The sequence below is a fragment of the Streptomyces sp. NPDC052016 genome (assembly GCF_044548445.1).
Lineage (GTDB): Bacteria > Actinomycetota > Actinomycetes > Streptomycetales > Streptomycetaceae > Streptomyces.
Genome location: NZ_JBIUBX010000039.1, coordinates 41,085 through 59,450, shown reverse-complemented (window position 1 = coordinate 59,450; position 18,366 = coordinate 41,085). Strand labels below are relative to the sequence as shown.

Here is an 18,366-nt window from a genome sequence, read left to right as displayed (position 1 = left end):
TGCATGGGAGCGTCGGTCACCGCGGCCGCCGCCGAAACCGCCCCCGACCCCAGAGCGGTGCTCGTCGGGGCCCGCCCAAGCCGCCCGCCCCCAGCGTCCGAGCGTCAGTCGCCGCGACGGCCGCCGCCGAAACCGCCCGCCGACCTCGGAGGACTGCGCGTCGAGAGCCGCCCAAGCCGCCCCCTGCATGGGAGCGTCGGTCACCGCGGCCGCCGCCGAAGCCGCCACCGACCCCAGAGCGGTGCTCGTCGGGGCCCGCCCAAGCCGCCCGTCCCGACCTCAGTTCGTCAGTCGTCGAGGGAGCCGTCGAAGCCGCCCTCGCCCAGCCGCAGCTCCATCCTGCTGATCGCCGCCCGCACGCCGTCCCCGTAGCTGTCGTCCCGCAGGGCGCCGGCCGCTCGGCGTGCCCTGCGCACATGCGTGCGGGCGGCGTCGGAGCGGCCCAGCTTCACGTAGTCGGCCGCCAGGTTGAGGTGGAGCGAGGGGTACATCGCCCGCGCCTCGAGTGAGCCCTCGTGCTCCTCGGCCGCGGTCAGGGCGCGCAGGTCCCAGGCCAGTTCGTCGAAGGGGTCGTCCTGGGTGTCGGCCAGGTAGTGGGCCACGGTGCAGCGGTGCAGCGGGTCGCCGTCCTCGCCGATCTCCGTCCACAGGTCGAGCAGGCGGCGCCGGGCCTCTTCGCGATCTCCCCCGTGATGCAGCATCACGACCTGCCCGATGCGGGTCAGCACGGCGTCCGGTGCCGCCTGCCCCTGTCGATGCTCCGCCACCGCGGCCTCCTTGCGTCGTTGCCACGACGCTAGCCGCAGGTGGCGGTGATCCCCGTCAGGCGGCACCGGGCCGGTCCGGGGAGGGACCGGCCCGGCGGGGCTCAGCCGAGGTTCGGGACCGTCCAGTCGATCGGCTCGTGGCCCTGCCGGGCCACGGCTTCGTTGATCTGGGTGAAGGGGCGGGAGCCGAAGAACTTCTTCGCGGACAGCGGGGAGGGGTGCGCGCCCTTGACCACCGCGTGCCGCGTCTCGTCGATCAGGGGGAGCTTCTTCTGCGCGTAGTTGCCCCACAGGACGAAGACCGCCGGGTCGGGCCGGTCGGCCACGGCGCGGATCACCGCGTCCGTGAACTTCTCCCAGCCTTTGCCCTTGTGGGAGTTCGCCTCGCCGGAGCGGACGGTGAGGACCGCGTTGAGCAGCAGCACGCCCTGCCGGGCCCACGGCATGAGGTAGCCGTTGTCCGGGACGGGCGTGCCCAGCTCCTCGTGCATCTCCTTGTAGATGTTGCGCAGCGACGGCGGGATCTTCACGCCGGGCCGCACCGAGAAGCACAGGCCGTGCCCCTGGCCCTCGCCGTGGTACGGGTCCTGGCCGAGGATGAGGACCTTCACCTGCTCGTACGGCGTGGCGTCGAGCGCGGCGAAGACCTCCTCGCGCGGAGGGTAGACGGGACCCTTCGCTCGCTCCTCCTCGACGAACTCCGTCAGCTCCTTGAAGTAGGGCTGCTGCAGCTCGTCGCCCAGGACCCCGCGCCAGGACTCGGGCAGCATGGCGGTGTCGGTCACGTCAACGTCCTTCGTTGTGCGGTCACTTCCAGGCCACAGAACCTACAGGTGACCACTGACAGCCGGCCGCGCGGTCCGCCCCGCCGGCCGCTACCAGCTCGTCTTGCGGGACAGCTCCCACACCATCATGATCGTCGACGGGTCCAGCGACCGCTCCCCGCCGGAGATGTCCTCGTTCGAGGCGACGTACTGCTTGCCCTGCCACAGCGGCAGCAGCCGGGCGTCGTCGACGAGGATCTGCTGGGCTTCCTCGAACTCCTTCACCACGTTGGCGCGGTCGCTCTCCTCACGGGAGCGCGGCAGCAGCACGTCGGTGATCTGCTTCTCCGGGTAGGGCGTGCCGAGCGCGTTCTGTTCGCCGACGAAGGGGGCGATGAAGTTGTCCGCGTCCGGGAAGTCGGGGGCCCAGCCGCGGCCGAAGACCGGGTACTCGCCCTTCTGGTAGCCGACCACGTAGGTCTTCCAGGGTCGGTTCTTCAGGGTGATCTCGAACAGCCCGGAGTCCTCCAGCTGCGCCTTGAGCTCCTTGAACTCCAGGGCGGTGTCGGAGCCGTAGCGGTCGGACGTGTACCAGAGGGTGAGCGGCACCGGCGTGTCGATGTCGGCGTCGGCGAGGATCTCGCGGGCCTTGTCCGGGTCGGGCTTGCCGTAGTCGTCGAAGAAGCCGGTGGTGTGGCCGGTGAGGCCCTTCGGGACCATGGAGTACAGCGGGTCGACGGTGTCCTTGTAGACCTTGTGGGCGATCGCGGCCCGGTCGACGACCTGGGCGACGGCCTGGCGCACGGCGAGCTTGTTCGCCATGGGGTCCTTGGGGTTGAACACCAGGTAGTTGATGTTGCTGGAGGAGCTCTCGACGAGCTCCAGGCCCTCGTTGTCGGCGCCCTTGTTCTCCAGGGCGACGATGTCGTCGGCGGCCAGGCCCTGGTAGGTGATGTCGATCTGCTTGCTGCGCAGCGCCTTGACCATCTCGGCGGAGTCCTGGAAGTAGCGGATGGTCACCGCGTTGTTCTTGCGGTCTGCGGAGCCCTTGTAGCTGTCGTTGCGCACGAGGACCGCCTGCTCGCCCTCGTCGTACTTCTCCAGACGGTACGGGCCGGAGCCGACCAGGCCGCCCTCCTCGCGGAGCGACTTCGCGGGGTAGTCGTTCGGCGCGACGAGGGACATGCCGGGGGTGGCGAGCACGAAGGGGAAGGTGGCGTCGGGCTTGTTGAGCCGGAAGACGACCTCGCGCTCGTCGATCGCCTCGACCCGTTCGAGGCTGCCCAGCAGCCCGGCCGGACCGGTGGCGGCGTTGATTTCCTTGATCCGGTCGATCGAGTGCTTCACGGCCGCCGCGTCGAGCTTGTCGCCGTTGGAGAAGGTGAGGCCCTCGCGCAGTTCGCAGCGGTACGTCTGGCTGGTGGAGTCGGTGAACTCGCAGCTCTTGGCGGCGTCCGGCTGCGGCGTGGTCGCGCCGGTCGGGTAGGAGAGGAGCGTCTGGTAGACGTTCCGGAACAGCTCCCAGGAGCCGTCCCAGGCCGCGGCGGGGTCCAGCGTGCTGGGGGCGCTCGTCGTGCCGACGACGATCGGCCCGGCGTCGTCGGAGCCCTCGTCGCCCAGGAGACTGCATCCGGTCACCAGCGATATGGACACGATCGCCGCCACCTGCTGCAAGGATCGGTTCCGGTTGAACACGCGCACGCTCCTCGATCTGCCATACCAAGGGTCGGCAGACCATACCGCAGGGCCACGCCGATTGAGGACGCGGATGTGGAGCGTTCTTGATCACGTCCGCCGTGACGACGTTGTCATGACCGTGTGCGAGGGCCCGACACGAATGGGCGCCGCCTCCGTTGCGGGAGGCGGCGCCCGTGGCGGTCCTGCGATGCGGTCAGCCCACGCCGGCGTTGAGGAAGATGCCGCCGTCGACGACGAGCGTCTGGCCGGTGACCCAGTCGGACTGCTCGGAGGTCAGGAACGCCGCGGCGCCGCCGATGTCGGAGGGCACGCCGAGCCGGCCCAGCGGGTAGGAGGCGGCCGCCTCCTCCTCCCGGCCCTCGTACAGGGCCTGGGCGAACTTGGTCTTCACCACGGCCGGGGCGATCGCGTTGACCCGCACCTTGGGCGCGAACTCGTGGGCGAGCTGCTGGGTGAGGTTGATCATGGCGGCCTTGCTCACGCCGTACGCGGCGATGAAGGGCGAGGGCGCGATGCCCGCGACGGAGGCGATGTTGACGATCGCGCCGCCGTTGTCCTTCTGCCAGGCGTGCCAGGTCTTCTGCGCGAAGCCGAGAGCCGAGATCACGTTGGTCTCGAACACCTTGCGGGCCACGTTCAGGTCGAGGTCGGCGATCGGCCCGAACACCGGATTCGTTCCGGCGTTGTTGACCAGGTAGTCGACCCGGCCGAAGGCCTCCATGGCCCGCTCGACGGCGACGGCCTGGTGGGCCTCGTCGTGGGCCTTGCCGGCGACGCCGACGGCCCGGTCGGCCCCCAGCTTCTCGACGGCCTCCTTCAGGGCGTCCTCGTTGCGGCCGGTGATGACCACGCGGTCGCCGCGGGCGACGAGCGCCTCGGCGACGCCGTAGCCGATGCCGCGGCTGGCGCCCGTGACGAGGGCGACCTTGCCGGAGAGTTCAGGCAGTTCAGTCATGTCGATGATCCCTTTAGTTCAGCGGTCCGCCGGCGACGTACAGCACCTGGCCGGAGACGAAGCCGGCGGCCTCGCCCGTGAAGAAGGCGATCGCGTTGGCGATGTCGTCGGGCTCGCCGACGCGCTGCACCGGGATCTGGGTCGCGGCGGCGGCCTTGAACTCCTCGAAGCCCATGCCGACGCGGGCGGCGGTCGCGGCGGTCATGTCGGTGGCGATGAAGCCGGGGGCGACCGCGTTGGCGGTGATGCCGAACTTGCCGAGCTCGATGGCGAGGGTCTTGGTGAAGCCCTGCAGACCGGCCTTGGCGGCGGAGTAGTTGGCCTGACCGCGGTTGCCGAGCGCGGAGGACGAGGAGAGGTTGACGATACGGCCGAAGCCGGCGTCGACCATGTGCTTCTGGACGGCCTTGGTCATCAGGAAGGAGCCGCGCAGGTGCACGTTGAGCACCGTGTCCCAGTCGGAGGCGCTCATCTTGAACAGCAGGTTGTCGCGGAGCACGCCCGCGTTGTTCACGAGGATCGTCGGCGCGCCGAGCTCCTCGACGACCCGCGCGATCGCCGTCTCGACCTGGGCCTCGTCGGAGACGTCGGCGCCGACCGCGATCGCCCGGCCGCCCGCGGCGGTGATCTTCTCGACGGTGTCCTTGCAAGCGGCCTCGTCGAGGTCGATCACCGCGACCGCGCGGCCCTCGGCCGCCAGCCGTACGGCGGTGGCGGCGCCGATGCCGCGTGCCGCGCCGGTGACTACTGCGACCCGCTGCTCTGTGGTGGACATTGCTGGATCTCCTCGCCCTCGAGAAAGCCTGAACGCCTGGGGTTGGTCTGCGGCTCCACGGTACGCCCTCGGGTGAGCGACCGCTTAGTACCTTCACCACAGGTGACGCTAGAAGCGATGGCACCCGGTGTCAACGGCACACCCGGGGCATGTGATCCATTACCTCACCAGGAGGTCCAGGAGCCGCTCCGCCTCGGCGGCCGGGTCGGAGGTCAGGCCGGTGTGCACGGGCCCCGGCTGGACGACGGTGGAGCGGGGCGCGATCAGCCAGCGGAAGCGCCGCCCGGGGTCGTCGCCGGCCGCCTGACCGGCGGCTTCCCCACCGCCGCACACGCGCTCCACGGCCCGCAGAGCGGCCCGCACCCCGGCCACGTCCGCGTCCGGGTCGAGCGCCAGCAGCCGGGTCTCGTCGAGATGGGTGCGGGCGCCGACGTAGGCCTGGGCGCGGCAGTAGACGAGCACACCGGCGTTGACGCACTCGCCGCGTTCGATGCGCGGGACGACGCGCAGCAGGGCGTACTCGTAGACGTCCCGTTCGTTCGCCTCGCTGGCCCTGATGATGTGGCGGTCGTTCACTCGGTTCCCTTGATGCGTTCGTGGATGACGGCGGCGCGTGCGAGCAGGGGAGCCGCGTAGGCACGCCGCAGCGCGTCCGGGGTGTCGAAGCCGGGCTCGCCGGCCAGCCAGGCGTCCGGGATCTCGGCGGTGACCTCGGCGAGGAGGTCGGCGGTGACCAGGGGGGCCAGCTCCGCGGCCGCGGCGGCGGTGTCCGGGCGGAAGCGGGCGAGGGCGTGGTCCGTGGCGTCGTAGGGGCGGGCGGCGGAGGTCTCGGCGGAGGGCCAGTTGTGGTGCCAGATCATGGTGGCGCCGTGGTCGATGAGCCACAGGTCGCCGCGGTGCACCAGCAGGTTGGGGTTGCGCCAGGAGCGGTCGACGTTGTTCACCAGCGCGTCGAACCAGAGGATGCGGCCGGCTTCCACGGGGCTCACCGGGAAGGCGAGCGGGTCGAAGCCGAGGGCCCCGGAGAGGAAGTCCATGCCGAGGTTGGTGCCGCCGCTGGAGCGCAGCAGCTCCTGCACCTGCTGGTCGGGCTCGCCGAGCCCGAGCACCGGGTCGAGGTCGACGGTCACCAGGCGGGGCACCCTGAGGCCCAGCCGGCGGGCGAGTTCGCCGCAGACCACCTCCGCCACGAGCGTCTTGCGGCCCTGTCCGGCGCCGGCGAACTTCAGGACGTAGGTCCCGAGGTCGTCGGCCTCGACGAGCCCCGGCAGCGAGCCGCCCTCACGCAGGGGCGTGATGTAACGGGTCGCGACGACTTCCTTGAGCATCGCCCCAGGCTACTGGGGCGCGAGGGACCCGCCGCGTCCGGCCGACAGCTTCGCGACAGCTGTGGCTTACGTGCGCCTCATCCCGAGCGGGTCACTATCTCGGCAGCGTGCGGACTTGGGGCGGGAGCTGAACGGCCCGCGACCGTGACCCGTACATCCCTGCAGATCATCGAACCTCCCCCGAAGGGAACCGCAGCATGACGAGCGCATCGCACACACCCGTGCCGGGACCTGCCCGTCGTACCGTCGTGGCGGCCGCCGGAGCCGCGGGGCTCGCCGTCGCGCTGACCGCGTGCGGAGGCTCCGACGACGCGTCGAGTTCGTCGGCCTCCTCCGGCGGTTCGGGCTCCACCGGTTCGACCGGGAGCTCCGGATCGGCGAGCTCCGGCGGCGCGGCGGCCGGCGGCGCGCTCACGACGACCGCCGACATCCCCGAAGGCGGCGGGAAGGTCTTCGACGCCGAGAAGGTGGTCGTGGTGCAGCCGACGGCGGGCGAGTTCAAGGCCTTCTCGGCGGTGTGCACGCACCAGGGCTGCGCGGTGAAGAGCATCGCCGACGGGGTGATCAACTGCCCCTGTCACAACAGCAACTTCTCGATCACGGACGGCAGCGTGAAGAGCGGTCCGGCGACGAAGCCGCTGCCCGAGGTGCGGATCACGGTGAGCGGGGACTCGATCACGCTCGCCTGACGTTCCGGCCGGGCCGCTCGAAGCACGCCAGCACCTCGTCCGTGGTCGCGACCGTGGCGACCCACGCGAGGGTGTGGCGGACCATCGCGGGGGTGTACTCCGACGGCACCCCCGCGACGGCGTCGGCCGGCACGACGACCGTGTAGCCGCGGTTCACCGCGTCGAAGACGGCGTTGGGGACCGCCACGTTGGCGGAGACACCGGTGACGACCAGGGTGCGGCAGCCCAGGTTGCGCAGCAGGGCGTCGACGTCGGTGCCCTGGATCGGCGACAGGCCGTGCAGCCGTCGTACGACGAAGTCCTCCTCCGCCACCTCGACGGGGGGTGCCACGCGGACGGCGGCGGTGCCGCGGAGCTGCTGGACGGGGAGGCGTTCGGCGGCGCGGAACAGGCGGGCGTTGCGGTTCGCGCCCCGGCCGTCGGGACGGCGTTCGGCGACGGCGTGGATCACCTGGACGCCGCCGCGGTGCGCGCCGGCCACCAGGCGGGCGACGTTGGCGAGGGCGCCCGACGCCCGCGCCTCACGGGCGAGTTCGGGCAGCGCGGCGTCCGGTCCGACGACGCCCTGCTGGCACTCCACCGTGATCAGGACGGTGGACGCGGGGTCGAGGAGGTCGCTGAGCTCTTCGGACGACGGCACGGCTCCCCCTGGTGTCGGCGTGGGGCGGGGGCGGCGACACTAGCCGTCATTGCGCGGAGAAGGAAGAAGACCCATCCTTTTCTGACGGGACGTCAGAAAAGCAGCACAGGAGAAGAAGAGGGGGCCGGATGACCGTCACGCAGCGCCGGGGCCGGAAGATCATGATGACACCGGGCGAGCTGGACGCGTTCCTCACCACCCAGCGCACCTGCCGGGTGGCCACCGTGTCCGCCGACGGCGCGCCGCACGTCAGCGCCCTGTGGTTCCTGTGGGACGGCAGCGCGCTCTGGCTGTACTCGGTCGTCCGCAGCAAGCGCTGGACCCAGCTGCGCCGCGACCCACGGATCGCGGTCGTGATCGACACGGGTGAGGAGTACGACTCACTGCGCGGCGTCGAGCTGTCCGGCACCGCGGAGTTCGTGGGCGAGATCCCGCGCACCGGTGAGCTGTGCGCCGAACTCGACGCCGTGGAGACGCTGTTCGCGCGCAAGAACTTCGGGCTGGACTCGATGCCGCACGACGGGCGGCACGCCTGGGTGCGGCTGCGGCCGGAGAGGATCGTCTCCTGGGACTTCCGCAAGCTGGGCGACGGATAGGTCAGCCGACCTTCTCGGCAGCCGACTTCAGCGACCTGACCGCCGCCCGGATCGACGGGCGGCGGTCGGCGTCCGCCCGCCACACGACGTAGACGTGCCGGCGCACCCGCTGCCGCAGGGGCACCATGACGACCCCCTCGGGCACCGGGTGGCGGCCGAGCAGCGGCGCGATGCACACCCCCAGCCCGGCGGCGACGAGGTTCAGCTGGGTGTGGGTCTCGGCGGCGCGGTGGCCGACGATCGGCTCGATGCCGCGGGAGCGCAGCGTGAACATCAGCCACTCGTGGCAGAACTCGCCCTCGCCCCAGGTGATCCACTCGTCCTCGGCGAACTCCCCGAGGTCCACCTCGTCCCGCCCGGCGAGAGGGTGCCCGGCCGGCATCGCCACGTCGGCGGGGTCGTCCAGGATGGGCGCCTTGACCAGGCCGTCCGGTACCGGCATCGGCTTGTTGTACCAGTCGAGGACGACCGCGAGGTCGAGGTCGCCGCGCACCACCCCGGCGATGCCGTCCTCCGGTTCCAGCTCGCAGGAGCGCACCCGCAGTCCCGGGTGCTCCTTGCGCAGGTCGGCGAGCGCGGCGGGGAACAGTCCGCGCGCGGCGGTCGGGAAGGCGGACAGCCGCAGCTCCCCCACGACCTGCCCGCGTTGCGCCTCCAGGTCGGACTGGGCGAGCTCCACCTGCGACAGGATCCGGGCCGCGTGCTCGGCGAGCAGCCGGCCGGCGTCGGTCAGCCGCACCCCCCGGCCGTGCTTGGCGAGGAGCTGCTGCCCGACCTCCCGCTCCAGCTTGGCCATCTGCTGCGAGACCGCCGACGTCGTGATGTGCAGTCCCGTCGCGGCGCCGCTGACCGAGCCGTGCCGGGCGAGGGCGTCGAGGGTGCGCAGGCGCTCCAGGTTCAACATGTAAGCGATGCTACGAGATACCGGGTCGAAAATCTCGATTGTGCTACGAGGTATCCGTCCAGCACCGTAAGGACCATGACCACCACCGCCTCCGCCCCTCACGTCCGGCCACCGGCCGCTCCCGCCCTCCCCCGCCGCACCGTGGACTGGCGTCTGCGCTTCGCCGCCCTGTCGCTGATCTGGGGCTTCAGCTTCCTCCTCATCAAGGTGGGCACCGAGGGCTACGCCCCCTTCCAGGTGACGCTCGGCAGGCTGGTCTTCGGTACGGCGGTCCTGGCGGCGGCGATGGCGGTGAAGCGGGAGCGGCTGCCGCGCGGGGCACGTACCTGGGGGCACCTGACGGTCGCCGCCTTCCTCCTGAACGCCCTGCCGTTCTCCCTGTTCGCCTACGCGGAGCTGACGATCCCCTCCACGCTCGCGGGCATCTGCAACGCCACCTCGCCCCTGTGGGGCATGGCCCTGTCCCTGGTGGCCCTCTCCGAGGACCGGCCCACCCGGGTCAGGGTCGCGGGCCTGGGCCTCGGCTTCCTCGGCGTCCTGACGGTCCTGGGCGCGTGGCAGGGCTTCGAAGGGCTCGACGCCCGGGGCACGGCACTGGCTCTGCTGGCCTCCCTCAGCTACCCCATCGGCTGGATCTACGTCCGCCGCACCCTGGCCGGCACGGGCTCCTCGGTGCTGTCGATGACGGGCGCGCAACTGCTCCTGGCGACCGTCCAGCTCGCCGTCGTCACACCCGTGTTCACCGGCGTGCCGAGCCGCTTCCCGCTGGTGCCCCTGCTGGCGGTCGCCGCCCTGGGCGCGCTGGGCACCGGTCTCGCGGTCCTGATCCAGTACGGACTCGTCACCGAGGTCGGCCCGACCACGGCCCAGATGGTCACGTACTTCATCCCGGTCATCGCCACGGCCGCGGGCGTGGCCCTCCTCGGCGAGTCACTGAGCTGGTCGACCCCGGTGGGAGCACTGATCGTCCTGGCGGGCGCCGCGCTGACACAGGTGCGGGGGAGGTCGTAGGGGTGGCCGCGGGGGGACACGGACGGCGGGCGGGGTCGCACAGACGGCCGCCTGTACGTGGAGGTGGCCCCGCCGACGCTCGCGACCGCCGACGAGCACAAGGGCGCCGGCACCATTCCGACGCCGGGCGCGGCGCCCGCCCCCAAGGGGCGCGGGGAACTGCGGACACACCACAGACAACCCGCACACGCCCAGCACCCGCACCCCCACGGCGCCCGGCAAGGCGACCACCGGCGAGAACAAGCACGCAGCACCACCCCACCGCCGGGCACAGCACCCCACCCCAAGGCGCACGGGGAACTGCGCGACACACCACACACGACCCGCACCCGCCCAGCACCCGCACCCCCACGGCGCTCGCGCCACCCCTGCGCTTCGCGCCCCCGCCGCGCTGCGCGCCACGCCCGCGCTGCGCGCCACCGCCGCGTCCTAGACATAGCCGCGCACGGACCCCGGCCGCACCGCGGAAGCGACCGTGTCCGCCAGCAACCCCACCTCCCCCGGGGTCAGCGTCGACACGGTGATCCGGATCCCCGGCGGCGAGCCGAGCCGGAACCGCGCCCCGGGCGCGACGGCCCACCCGGCGTGGAGCAACCGGGCGACAGCCCCGGTCTCGTCGACGACGGGAACCCACACGTTCATCCCGCTGCGCCCCCGCGCCTCGACCCCCCGCTGGGCCAGCGCGGCGATCAGCGCGTCGCGGCGGCTCCCGTACGCCGCCGCGACCGCCACCGCGTCCACCGCGCCGTCGGCCCACAGCCGCACCACGGCGCGCTGGGTGATCCGGCTGACCCAGCCGGGCCCGAGTTGCTGCCGCCCGCGGACCCGGTCGAGGGTGAGATCGTCCCCGGTGAGGACGGCGAGCCGCAGGTCGGGGCCGTACGCCTTGGCCACCGAGCGGACGAACGCCCAGTGCCGGGTGACGCCCGCGAGGGGGTGCAGGGGCAGGTCGACGATCCCATGGCCGTGGTCGTCCTCCACGAGGAGGGTCTGCGGGTGCCGGCGCAGCACACTCCGCAGGGCACGCGCGCGCGGGGCGCTCACGGCGGCGCCCGTCGGATTCTGCGCCCGGTCGGTGACGATCAGGGCGCGCGCTCCGGACCCCAGGGCGCGGTCCACCTCGTCGGGCAGGGGGCCGTCGTCGTCCAGGCCGACCGGGACCGTCCGTAGTCCGAGGGCGGGTACGAGGTCGAGCAGCGAACCCCAGCCGGGATCCTCGACGGCCACGGTGTCGCCGGGCCTGAGGTGCGCGGCGAGGACGCGCTCGATGGCGTCGAGCGAACCGGAGGTGACGGCCACCGGGCCGGCCGGGACTCCGTCGGCGTCGAGATCCGCCCTGGCCCGGCGCGCCAGTTCGGGCTCCACGGGCTCGTGCCCGTACAGGACCGGCTCGCTGTCGCCCTGCGCGGCGGCCCAGGCGAACGCGGGCGCCAGGGGCGGGAGCAGCGCGGTGTCCGGATTGCCGGCGGACGCGTCCCGCACGCCCTGCGGGACCTCCACCCGGATGAACTCGCGGCCGGTCGTGGCCGGCTTCGACCGCACCCGGCTGCCGCGGCGACCGTCGGTCTCGATCACCCCGCGTTCGCGCAGCGTGCGGTACGCGGCCGCCACGGTGTTGGGGTTCACCCCCAGCTGCTCCGCCAACTCGCGCATCGGCGGCAGCAGTTGCCCCGGTTGCAGCGCGCCGGCCCCCACCGCCTGCTCGATGCTCGCGGAAATGTCCGCTGCACGCCGACCCTTGATCCGATAGTCTCCTAGCACAAAGCCGATTATGCACTAGTGCAATGGAGAGCACCATGCAGGGGACCCCGCAACCGACGACAGCCGCCGCCTACACCCCCACCGACCGCACCGTCCCCACCCGTGCCGCGCAGAAGGCCTCCTACGACAAGGAACTGGTGCACGCGATACTCGACGAGGGATACGTCTGCCACCTGGGGTTCGTCCGCGACGGCGCGCCGGTCGTGCTCCCGACGCTGTACGGCCGGGTCGGCGAGACGCTCTACGTCCACGGTTCGACCGGCTCGCGCCCGCTGCGGATGGCCGGGCAGGCCGACCCGGGGCTGCCGGTGTGCCTGACGGTGACGCACGTCGACGGCCTGGTCCTGGCCCGCTCGGCCTTCCACCACTCGATCAACTACCGGTCCGTGGTGGTGCACGGCCTCGCCCACGACGTGACCGACCCGGAGGAGAAGCGGGCCGCCCTCGACGCCCTGGTCGACCACGTCGTCCCCGGCCGGGCGGCCGACTCCCGGCCGGCCAACAAGAAGGAGCTGGCGGCCACCGCGGTGATCCGCCTCGACCTGAACGAGGTCTCGGCCAAGACCCGCACCGGCGGGGTGAACGAGGAACCCGAGGACCTCACCCTCCCGTACTGGGCGGGCGTGGTCCCGCTGCGCAAGGGCTACGACACCCCGCTGCCGGAGGCCGACCTGGCCCCCGGCACCGAGCTCCCGGACTACCTCGTCAGGTGACGGCTCCGGTCCGTCACCGATCTGACGCGCCGCTACGGCCCGCCCGCCGCGGCACGTCGGCGGCCGACGTGCCGCTCCTGGCCTCCGCGAGCGCCAGACCGGTGACGGAGCCCAGCATGAGCAGCGTGCCGGCCAGGGTCGCGGGGGTGAGGCGCTCGCCGAGGACGGTCACCGCGAGCACCGCCGCGCTCACCGGCTCCAGCAGCATGATCACGGAGACGGTGGCGGAGCGTACGACGGCCGCGCCCGCGAAGTAGAGGGCGTAGGCGAGGGCTGTGGGCACCGCCGCGATGTAGGCCAGCAGCGCCAGCAGACGCACCGGTTCGGCGCTGTACGGCATCAGTCCCTCCGCCAGGGCGAACGGCAGCAGGAACAGGGTGGTGACCGCGAACGCGCCGACCGTCGTCGCGGAGGCGTCGGCGCCGCCGTCACGGCCCCAGCGGCGGGTGAGCAGCGTCATCGCGCTGTACCCGGCGGCGGACAGCAGCGCGAGCAGCACGCCCGCGGTATCCACGGCCGTTCCCTCCTCGCCGAGGAAGAGCACGCCGAGGCCGGCGAGCGCTCCGGCGACGGCGAGCGCCCCGCCGCGGCCGAGCCGCTCCCCCAGGGTGATCCGGGCGCCGAGCGCGATCAGGACGGGACCCGCGCCGAGTGTGACGACCGTGGCGACGGCGAGGCCGGTGGCGGAGACAGCCGCGAAGTACGCCGTCTGGAAGACCGCGAGCCCGAGGCCGGTGACCCCGGCGCGCAGTGCCCTGCGGCGCAGCGGCTCCGGCCGGATGAGGGCCGCGGTGGCGGGGGTGGTGGTCCGGGCGCGCGGGCGCAGACGGCGGGCGGCGAGCAGCAGGACGAGCCCGACGGCGCAGCGCCAGAACGACAGGGCGACCGGGCCCAGGTCGCTGGCCCGGTAGACCAGGGAGGCGGCGGCGCCGGCGGTGCCCCAGGCGACACCGGCGACGATCAGATAGAGCAGGCCCCGCCCGACGGGCAGGCGGGACGAAGTCGTGGAAACGGAAGCAGTGACAGACACGCGTTCTCTCCGCAGAGGTGCAGAAGCACGAGGGAGGACCGCCGCTCGGGCGGCGGGCCGTGGACTTCTCCGCGGGCAGCACCGTGGGGCCCGGCACCCGTGCCGGGCGTGTGACCGGAGGCCCGCCTCAGGCGGCCGGGGGCGGAAGAACGCGTGCGTCCGAATGCATGATCACTACCTTAGGCGGCCGTCCCGCGCGCGGACAACTCGCGTTCGGGGCTGCCGCCGGCGACCGGCTGGGCGGAGCCCTTGGACGGCGTGGAGGACTGGGCGATGAACGCGCCCAGCAGCACCACCGCGCCGCCCACGATCTGCGGGGCGGAGAGGTGCTCGCCCAGCAGGAACCACGCCAGGACGGTCGCGATGACCGCCTCCAGACAGGCCACCACCCCCGCGATCTGCGGAGAGAGCCGGCGCACGGAGACCACGCCGGTGACGTACGCGACCACCGTGGCGATCAGCACGATCCAGGCGAGCAACAGCCAGGCCGGGACCTCGGTGCCGTCCATACGGGCGGAGTGCGCCAGCACCGACCAGTCCATGCCCCAGGGACGGGCGACGACCGTCAGCACGGCGGCGCCGGTGAGGAGTCCGTACGCGATGACCCCGAGCGGGTCGGGGGCGCCGTCGCCGGAGTCGCTGCCCTGGTCGGACAGGACGAAGTAGCCGACCTGGCAGCAGGCGGCGGCGAGCGCGAGAAGCAGTCCGAGGGCGTCGAAGCCGAGCCCCGACCAGACCTCGACGACGCAGGCGAGTCCGCCCACCGCGAGGACCACGCCGAGCGCGGCGGCACGCGTCACCGGCCGCCGCTGCACGAACCGGACCCAGCCCAGCACCAGGGCGGGCGCGAGGTACTCCACGAGCAGCGCGACACCGACGGGGATGCGGGAGATCGCCGCGAAGTAGAAGGCCTGCACACCGGCCACGCCGAGCAGGCCGAACCCGGCGAGGAGCGCGGGGCGGCGGCGCAGCAGCGCGCGGTGGCGTACGGCGAGCGGCAGCATCACCAGGGCCGCGCCCGTCACCCGCAGCCACACCACGTGCAGCGGATCGAGCCCCGCTTCGATCAGCGGTTTCGCCGCGACCCCGGATCCGCCGAAGGCGATGGCCGACCCGACCGCCAGAGAGAGCCCGATGCCCTTTCCGCGGTTGACCTGACTGCTCACAGACGTATGCACCGGCACATGATGACAGGCGACGACATGAGCGTCACCCCCGTTGACACCTGTCTCAGCGACTGGACGGGGACGGAGGGCCGAGGAGGTGGGGGGAGGCACGGGTGGAGGCGGTGACGGGAGGCGGGGGCCGGGGCGGGTCGCCGGGGGGCGCGGGCCAGGCCGCTCTCAGGCGGCGAGGAGGCAGGCGATCGCCAGGCCGCGAGGAACCCGGCGGTCGCCAGGCCGGGCAGCGCGACGCGCGGGCCGGGCAGGTCAAAGACGGTCGGAGGCTCCCGGGAGCGGGCGCCGGCCAGGTCACGAGGCGGCGGGAGGCGGGCAGCCAGCGAAGCCGGGCGGCGCGAGCCACCGACCGCACACGTCAGGGGTGATGGGAAGCGGGCGCCGGCCAGGTCACGAGGCGGGACGGCAGCAGACCGGAATCAGTGGGCTGCCTCGCCGCCCCCGACGCACTCCTCGCTCTCCTCGTAGCCCTCGCGGTTCTCGCACTCCTCGTAGCGCTCGCACCGCTGCGGACCGTCCTCGACACGGGCCTGCAGTTGCCGGGCGTCGACGCCAGCGCGGGTCAGGACCTCGACGGCCCGGGCTTCCGGGTCGGCGACGATCGCCGCCAGCAGATCCGCACCGCGGGCCCGGTCGCCGTCGCGGCGGGCGGCGCGCACGCGTGCGTGCTCCAGCGCGGCGGAGGCGAGAGGCGAGAAGCCCTCGACGGTGGTGAAGACCGGGAGGGCTCCGGAGTCCTCGACACCGCTCTGCCAGCGCAGGCCGTAGCCGATGCTGCGCTGGACCAGATAGCCGAGGAGCCGGGCGAGTTGGGGGCCGTCGTCGAACGCGGCGCGCACCTGGGGGTCGTACTCCAGCAGGGAGTGCAGCAGGTGGGCGGTGTCGATCTGGCGGTCCCCGTCCCGGACGGCCCGGCGCCGGGCACCGGCGAGCGCCGCCGCCAGTTCCGCGCTGAGCCCGGCGTCGTCGTCCATGGCGTGGGCCGCGTCGTCGCGGGCCGGCTGCCGGGGAATACGGGGTCGCACATCCCCACCCCATCAGTCCCAACGGCGCGGGTCATCCCCGGAGGGAAGCATTCTCGCGTCCCACGGGGAGTGGACCGGGCAGCTCGGAATCTCCTCCTCAGGGAGGAGATCTGGCCGTTTCCCGCACGGCGACGCGCGCCAACTTGCCGCTCAGCCGCACCCATGTTTCCTGACGGTTCGTCAGTATTGAACATTGGAGGCCCTACGGCTACGTTCCGCGACACCGTAGCCCGAGTCGCCCGACACGAAGAGGTGGTCGCATGGCCGAAGTCAGCGCGGAGGCACGCATCCAGGCACCGGCCGAGAAGGTGTGGGCGCAGCTCACGGACTGGCCGGCGTACGGGGAGTGGAACGCGACCCACACCGGTTTTCCCGCGGGCGGTCCGGACAGCCTCGAGGTGGGCGCGACCTTCCAGGAGAACATGAAGCTGATGGGCTTCCCGGCCGAGGTCGAGTGGACCGTGGAGGAACTGGAGCCGGCCCGGGTGCTCGCGATCCGCGGCAAGGGCCCGATGGCGGTGACCGTCGCCACGCGCTACACGCTCATCGCCGACGGCGAGGCGACCGGCGTCCGCATCGACGGCGAGTTCACGGGCGCGGCGGTGTCGCTGATGGCGGGCAAGCTGAAGGACTCGGCGACGGCCGCGCTGAACGAGTCACTGCGCAGGCTGGGCGGGCTGGTGACTTAGGGGGTCCGCGAAGTCGCGCCCGCGTTCCCGGCGGACGACGCGACTGGACACAGCCCTACAGCGTCGGCGCACACGCGAAGGCGCCCCGCGGATCACTCCACGGGGCGCCATCCATGCCTCACGGCGGTCTCACGGCGGGGAGGCCGTCAGTCCTCGTCGGCCAGGATCAGGTACAGCTTCTTGCGGGCCTCGTTGATGACGGTCAGAGCCTTCTCGCGCTGCTCCTTGCTGCCCGTCTTCCAGACCTGGCCGAAGGCCTCCATCAGACCGAAGCCGGCCTGGCGGATCTCACCGAGGGCCTCCCAGTCGACCCCGCGGGAGGCCTCCTCCCAGGGGGCGTCCGGGCCTTCCTCGGCCGCGGAACGGCCCGAGTCGGTGAGCGAGAACAGCTTCTTGCCGCCCTCCGACTCACTGCTGATCAGGCCCTCGTCCTCCAGCAGCTGGAGGGTCGGGTACACCGAGCCGGGGCTCGGCTTCCACGCGCCGCCGCTGCGCTCGGCGATCTCCTGGATCATCTCGTAGCCGTGCATGGGGCGTTCCTTGAGCAGGGCCAGGATCGAGGCCCGCACGTCACCGCGCCGCGCCCTTCCCCTCGGCCCGCCGCGCCCTCGTCCGCCCCAGGGCCCGGGGCCGAAGCCCGGCCCGAAGCCACCGCCGGGACCGCCGGGGCCGAAGCCCGGCCCACCCGGCCCGAAGGGCCCGAAGGCCGCCCGACGTCCCTCGAAGTCCGGCCCGAGGCCGCCCCGGCCGCGCCGGAACGGGCCGTCCTGCCGATGTCCACGCTCGAATCCGTGGGTACGCATCGCCATCACTTCCTTCACGCGATCATTGATCTGTCGCGATGCGTCAACGATATATCGGTACAGTTGGCGTGACAAGCCCCTGCCGCGTCTCCCCTCGAACCGTGGGCGCCGATCCCGCTGGCCCCCGGCCGATCCCGCTGGTCCCCCGGTCCGTCGTTTCCGGCCCGGCCCGTTCTACGCCGCCATCGGCACGAACGAGTGCATCTCGTCCCCCTCCGGCTGGACGACGCCGTAGGTGCCCTCGGGGACCGCGTTCCAGGCTCCCGGCAGGTCACCGAGGGGCTCGGACACGATGAGGCGTGCCTCGTCGGACAGCTCCCGCAGGAAGTCCAGATCGGGGTGGAGGGCACGCAGGGTGTCCACCCGGGTGCTGTAGAAGAGTGAGCGGGACTCCGTCTGGCTGGAGTAGCGGAAGCCCCACAGCCGCTGCCCGTTGGTGACGGCCACCGTCATCTGCAGCGGGAACTCCACACCGTGTTCGTGACCGACCCGCTCCACCAGGCCCGCCATGCGCGCGACGGCAGCGGGCGGGTCCTCCTCCAGGCCGAAGGTGATCGCCAGGTAGAACATCATCTCGGAGTCGGTCGACCCCTCGATGTCGGGGTAGAGGTGCGGGTCGACGGCCAGAGCCAGGTCACGCCGGAGCCGGTGGAACTCGGCGATCGCGCCGTTGTGCATCCACATCCAGCGGCCGTGGCGGAAGGGGTGGCAGTTGGTCTGCTGCACCGCTGTCCCGGTGGAGGCCCGGATGTGGGCGAAGAACAGACGCGAGTGGACGTGCCCCGCGATCTCCTGAAGGTTGCGGTTGCTCCAGGCCGGGCCGATGTCCCGGACCACCGCCGGGGTCTCCACGTGCGGCCCGTACCAGCCGATGCCGAATCCGTCACCGTTGGTCGTCTCCACACCCAGCCGGGAGTGCAGGCTCTGGTCGATCAGCGAGTGCGTCGGCCGGTAGAGGATGGCGTCGAGCAGGACGGGTGTGCCCGAGTAGGCGAGCCAACGGCACATGGTCCACCGCCTTACCGCCGTCGGCCCGGCCG

20 protein-coding genes are annotated in these 18,366 nt (G+C 72.4%); 5 read left to right on the top strand and 15 right to left on the bottom strand.

Translation table 11 applies throughout. From position 1 onward, the window contains the following. Positions 1–287: 287 nt before the first annotated feature. The 7 genes from ACIHAR_RS36610 to ACIHAR_RS36580 form a co-directional block, all read right to left on the bottom strand. The gene (locus ACIHAR_RS36610; protein ID WP_365464857.1) at positions 288–767 is read right to left on the bottom strand and encodes a hypothetical protein; all 480 of its coding nucleotides are present in this window, start codon (positions 765–767) and stop codon (positions 288–290) included. 101 nt (positions 768–868) lie between these two features. Next, positions 869–1,552 carry a uracil-DNA glycosylase gene (gene ung, locus ACIHAR_RS36605; protein WP_365464854.1) on the bottom strand — a complete coding sequence of 228 codons (684 nt, stop codon included), beginning with the start codon at positions 1,550–1,552 and terminating at the stop codon, positions 869–871. 90 nt (positions 1,553–1,642) lie between these two features. Further along, a complete protein-coding gene (locus tag ACIHAR_RS36600) occupies positions 1,643–3,226 on the bottom strand; it encodes an ABC transporter substrate-binding protein (RefSeq protein ID WP_365464851.1) in 1,584 nt (527 codons plus the stop codon). Between the two features lie 196 nt (positions 3,227–3,422). Then, entirely contained in the window at positions 3,423–4,184 is a 762-nt protein-coding gene (locus ACIHAR_RS36595; protein ID WP_365464848.1) for an SDR family oxidoreductase, read from the bottom strand. 13 nt (positions 4,185–4,197) lie between these two features. Further along, positions 4,198–4,959 (bottom strand): 3-oxoacyl-ACP reductase FabG, encoded by a 762-nt coding sequence (gene fabG / locus ACIHAR_RS36590; RefSeq protein ID WP_365464845.1) that lies wholly within the window; start codon positions 4,957–4,959, stop codon positions 4,198–4,200. 159 nt (positions 4,960–5,118) lie between these two features. Next, positions 5,119–5,535 (bottom strand): DUF3037 domain-containing protein, encoded by a 417-nt coding sequence (locus tag ACIHAR_RS36585; protein ID WP_365464842.1) that lies wholly within the window; start codon positions 5,533–5,535, stop codon positions 5,119–5,121. After that, positions 5,532–6,287 (bottom strand): HipA family kinase, encoded by a 756-nt coding sequence (locus ACIHAR_RS36580; RefSeq protein WP_365464840.1) that lies wholly within the window; start codon positions 6,285–6,287, stop codon positions 5,532–5,534. Before ACIHAR_RS36580 ends, ACIHAR_RS36585 begins: the two co-directional genes overlap by 4 nt. Before the next feature lie 197 nt (positions 6,288–6,484). Between ACIHAR_RS36580 and ACIHAR_RS36575 the strand changes: the two genes are divergently transcribed. Further along, positions 6,485–6,976, top strand: a complete 492-nt coding sequence (locus ACIHAR_RS36575) for a Rieske (2Fe-2S) protein (protein ID WP_365464837.1) — start codon at positions 6,485–6,487, stop codon at positions 6,974–6,976. Here the strand turns inward: ACIHAR_RS36575 and ACIHAR_RS36570 are convergent. Continuing rightward, positions 6,963–7,616, bottom strand: a complete 654-nt coding sequence (locus tag ACIHAR_RS36570) for an isochorismatase family cysteine hydrolase (RefSeq protein WP_365464834.1) — start codon at positions 7,614–7,616, stop codon at positions 6,963–6,965. The genes ACIHAR_RS36575 and ACIHAR_RS36570 overlap by 14 nt on opposite strands. A 128-nt stretch (positions 7,617–7,744) precedes the next feature. On the opposite strand from ACIHAR_RS36570, the gene ACIHAR_RS36565 reads away from it, so the two are divergent. After that, positions 7,745–8,212 (top strand): pyridoxamine 5'-phosphate oxidase family protein, encoded by a 468-nt coding sequence (locus ACIHAR_RS36565; RefSeq protein ID WP_365464831.1) that lies wholly within the window; start codon positions 7,745–7,747, stop codon positions 8,210–8,212. Position 8,213: 1 nt separating this feature from the next. Here ACIHAR_RS36565 and ACIHAR_RS36560 read toward each other — a convergent pair whose 3' ends face one another. Further along, the gene (locus ACIHAR_RS36560) at positions 8,214–9,116 is read right to left on the bottom strand and encodes a LysR family transcriptional regulator (protein WP_365464828.1); all 903 of its coding nucleotides are present in this window, start codon (positions 9,114–9,116) and stop codon (positions 8,214–8,216) included. A gap of 75 nt (positions 9,117–9,191) precedes the next feature. On the opposite strand from ACIHAR_RS36560, the gene ACIHAR_RS36555 reads away from it, so the two are divergent. Next, positions 9,192–10,127: a DMT family transporter gene (locus ACIHAR_RS36555; RefSeq protein ID WP_365464825.1), complete on the top strand. Its 936-nt coding sequence runs from the start codon at positions 9,192–9,194 to the stop codon at positions 10,125–10,127. Between the two features lie 429 nt (positions 10,128–10,556). Here ACIHAR_RS36555 and ACIHAR_RS36550 read toward each other — a convergent pair whose 3' ends face one another. Continuing rightward, positions 10,557–11,888, bottom strand: a complete 1,332-nt coding sequence (locus ACIHAR_RS36550) for an aminotransferase class I/II-fold pyridoxal phosphate-dependent enzyme (RefSeq protein WP_400023521.1) — start codon at positions 11,886–11,888, stop codon at positions 10,557–10,559. 35 nt (positions 11,889–11,923) lie between these two features. Between ACIHAR_RS36550 and ACIHAR_RS36545 the strand changes: the two genes are divergently transcribed. Beyond that, on the top strand, positions 11,924–12,601 hold the full coding sequence (locus ACIHAR_RS36545) for a pyridoxamine 5'-phosphate oxidase family protein (protein WP_365465041.1): 678 nt from the start codon (positions 11,924–11,926) through the stop codon (positions 12,599–12,601). A 13-nt stretch (positions 12,602–12,614) separates the two neighbouring features. On the opposite strand, the gene ACIHAR_RS36540 is transcribed toward ACIHAR_RS36545, so the two are convergent. From ACIHAR_RS36540 to ACIHAR_RS36530, 3 genes are all read right to left on the bottom strand, one after another. Beyond that, entirely contained in the window at positions 12,615–13,631 is a 1,017-nt protein-coding gene (locus ACIHAR_RS36540; RefSeq protein ID WP_365464819.1) for an EamA family transporter, read from the bottom strand. Between the two features lie 179 nt (positions 13,632–13,810). Then, complete coding sequence (locus ACIHAR_RS36535; protein ID WP_365464817.1) at positions 13,811–14,815, bottom strand: EamA family transporter; 1,005 nt, start codon at positions 14,813–14,815, stop codon at positions 13,811–13,813. 413 nt (positions 14,816–15,228) lie between these two features. Continuing rightward, a complete protein-coding gene (locus ACIHAR_RS36530) occupies positions 15,229–15,834 on the bottom strand; it encodes a Clp protease N-terminal domain-containing protein (protein ID WP_400023518.1) in 606 nt (201 codons plus the stop codon). Between the two features lie 260 nt (positions 15,835–16,094). Between ACIHAR_RS36530 and ACIHAR_RS36525 the strand changes: the two genes are divergently transcribed. Next, positions 16,095–16,523: an SRPBCC family protein gene (locus ACIHAR_RS36525; RefSeq protein WP_365464812.1), complete on the top strand. Its 429-nt coding sequence runs from the start codon at positions 16,095–16,097 to the stop codon at positions 16,521–16,523. 146 nt (positions 16,524–16,669) lie between these two features. On the opposite strand, the gene ACIHAR_RS36520 is transcribed toward ACIHAR_RS36525, so the two are convergent. Then, positions 16,670–17,326 (bottom strand): PadR family transcriptional regulator, encoded by a 657-nt coding sequence (locus ACIHAR_RS36520; protein WP_400023516.1) that lies wholly within the window; start codon positions 17,324–17,326, stop codon positions 16,670–16,672. A 174-nt stretch (positions 17,327–17,500) separates the two neighbouring features. After that, on the bottom strand, positions 17,501–18,334 hold the full coding sequence (locus ACIHAR_RS36515) for a class II glutamine amidotransferase (protein WP_365464806.1): 834 nt from the start codon (positions 18,332–18,334) through the stop codon (positions 17,501–17,503). Between the last annotated feature and the right edge of the window lie 32 nt (positions 18,335–18,366).

Bases quoted from the DNA above. Each gene is read 5' to 3' on its own strand.
- ACIHAR_RS36595 (WP_365464848.1), bottom strand. From the start codon at position 4,184: ATGACTGAACTGCCTGAACTCTCCGGCAAGGTCGCCCTCGTCACGGGC.
- fabG (WP_365464845.1), bottom strand. From the start codon at position 4,959: ATGTCCACCACAGAGCAGCGGGTCGCAGTAGTCACCGGCGCGGCACGC.
- ACIHAR_RS36580 (WP_365464840.1), bottom strand. From the start codon at position 6,287: ATGCTCAAGGAAGTCGTCGCGACCCGTTACATCACGCCCCTGCGTGAG.
- ACIHAR_RS36575 (WP_365464837.1), top strand. From the start codon at position 6,485: ATGACGAGCGCATCGCACACACCCGTGCCGGGACCTGCCCGTCGTACC.
- ACIHAR_RS36565 (WP_365464831.1), top strand. From the start codon at position 7,745: ATGACCGTCACGCAGCGCCGGGGCCGGAAGATCATGATGACACCGGGC.
- ACIHAR_RS36560 (WP_365464828.1), bottom strand. From the start codon at position 9,116: ATGTTGAACCTGGAGCGCCTGCGCACCCTCGACGCCCTCGCCCGGCAC.
- ACIHAR_RS36555 (WP_365464825.1), top strand. From the start codon at position 9,192: ATGACCACCACCGCCTCCGCCCCTCACGTCCGGCCACCGGCCGCTCCC.
- ACIHAR_RS36545 (WP_365465041.1), top strand. From the start codon at position 11,924: ATGCAGGGGACCCCGCAACCGACGACAGCCGCCGCCTACACCCCCACC.
- ACIHAR_RS36525 (WP_365464812.1), top strand. From the start codon at position 16,095: ATGGCCGAAGTCAGCGCGGAGGCACGCATCCAGGCACCGGCCGAGAAG.
- ACIHAR_RS36520 (WP_400023516.1), bottom strand. From the start codon at position 17,326: ATGCGTACCCACGGATTCGAGCGTGGACATCGGCAGGACGGCCCGTTC.
- ACIHAR_RS36515 (WP_365464806.1), bottom strand. From the start codon at position 18,334: ATGTGCCGTTGGCTCGCCTACTCGGGCACACCCGTCCTGCTCGACGCC.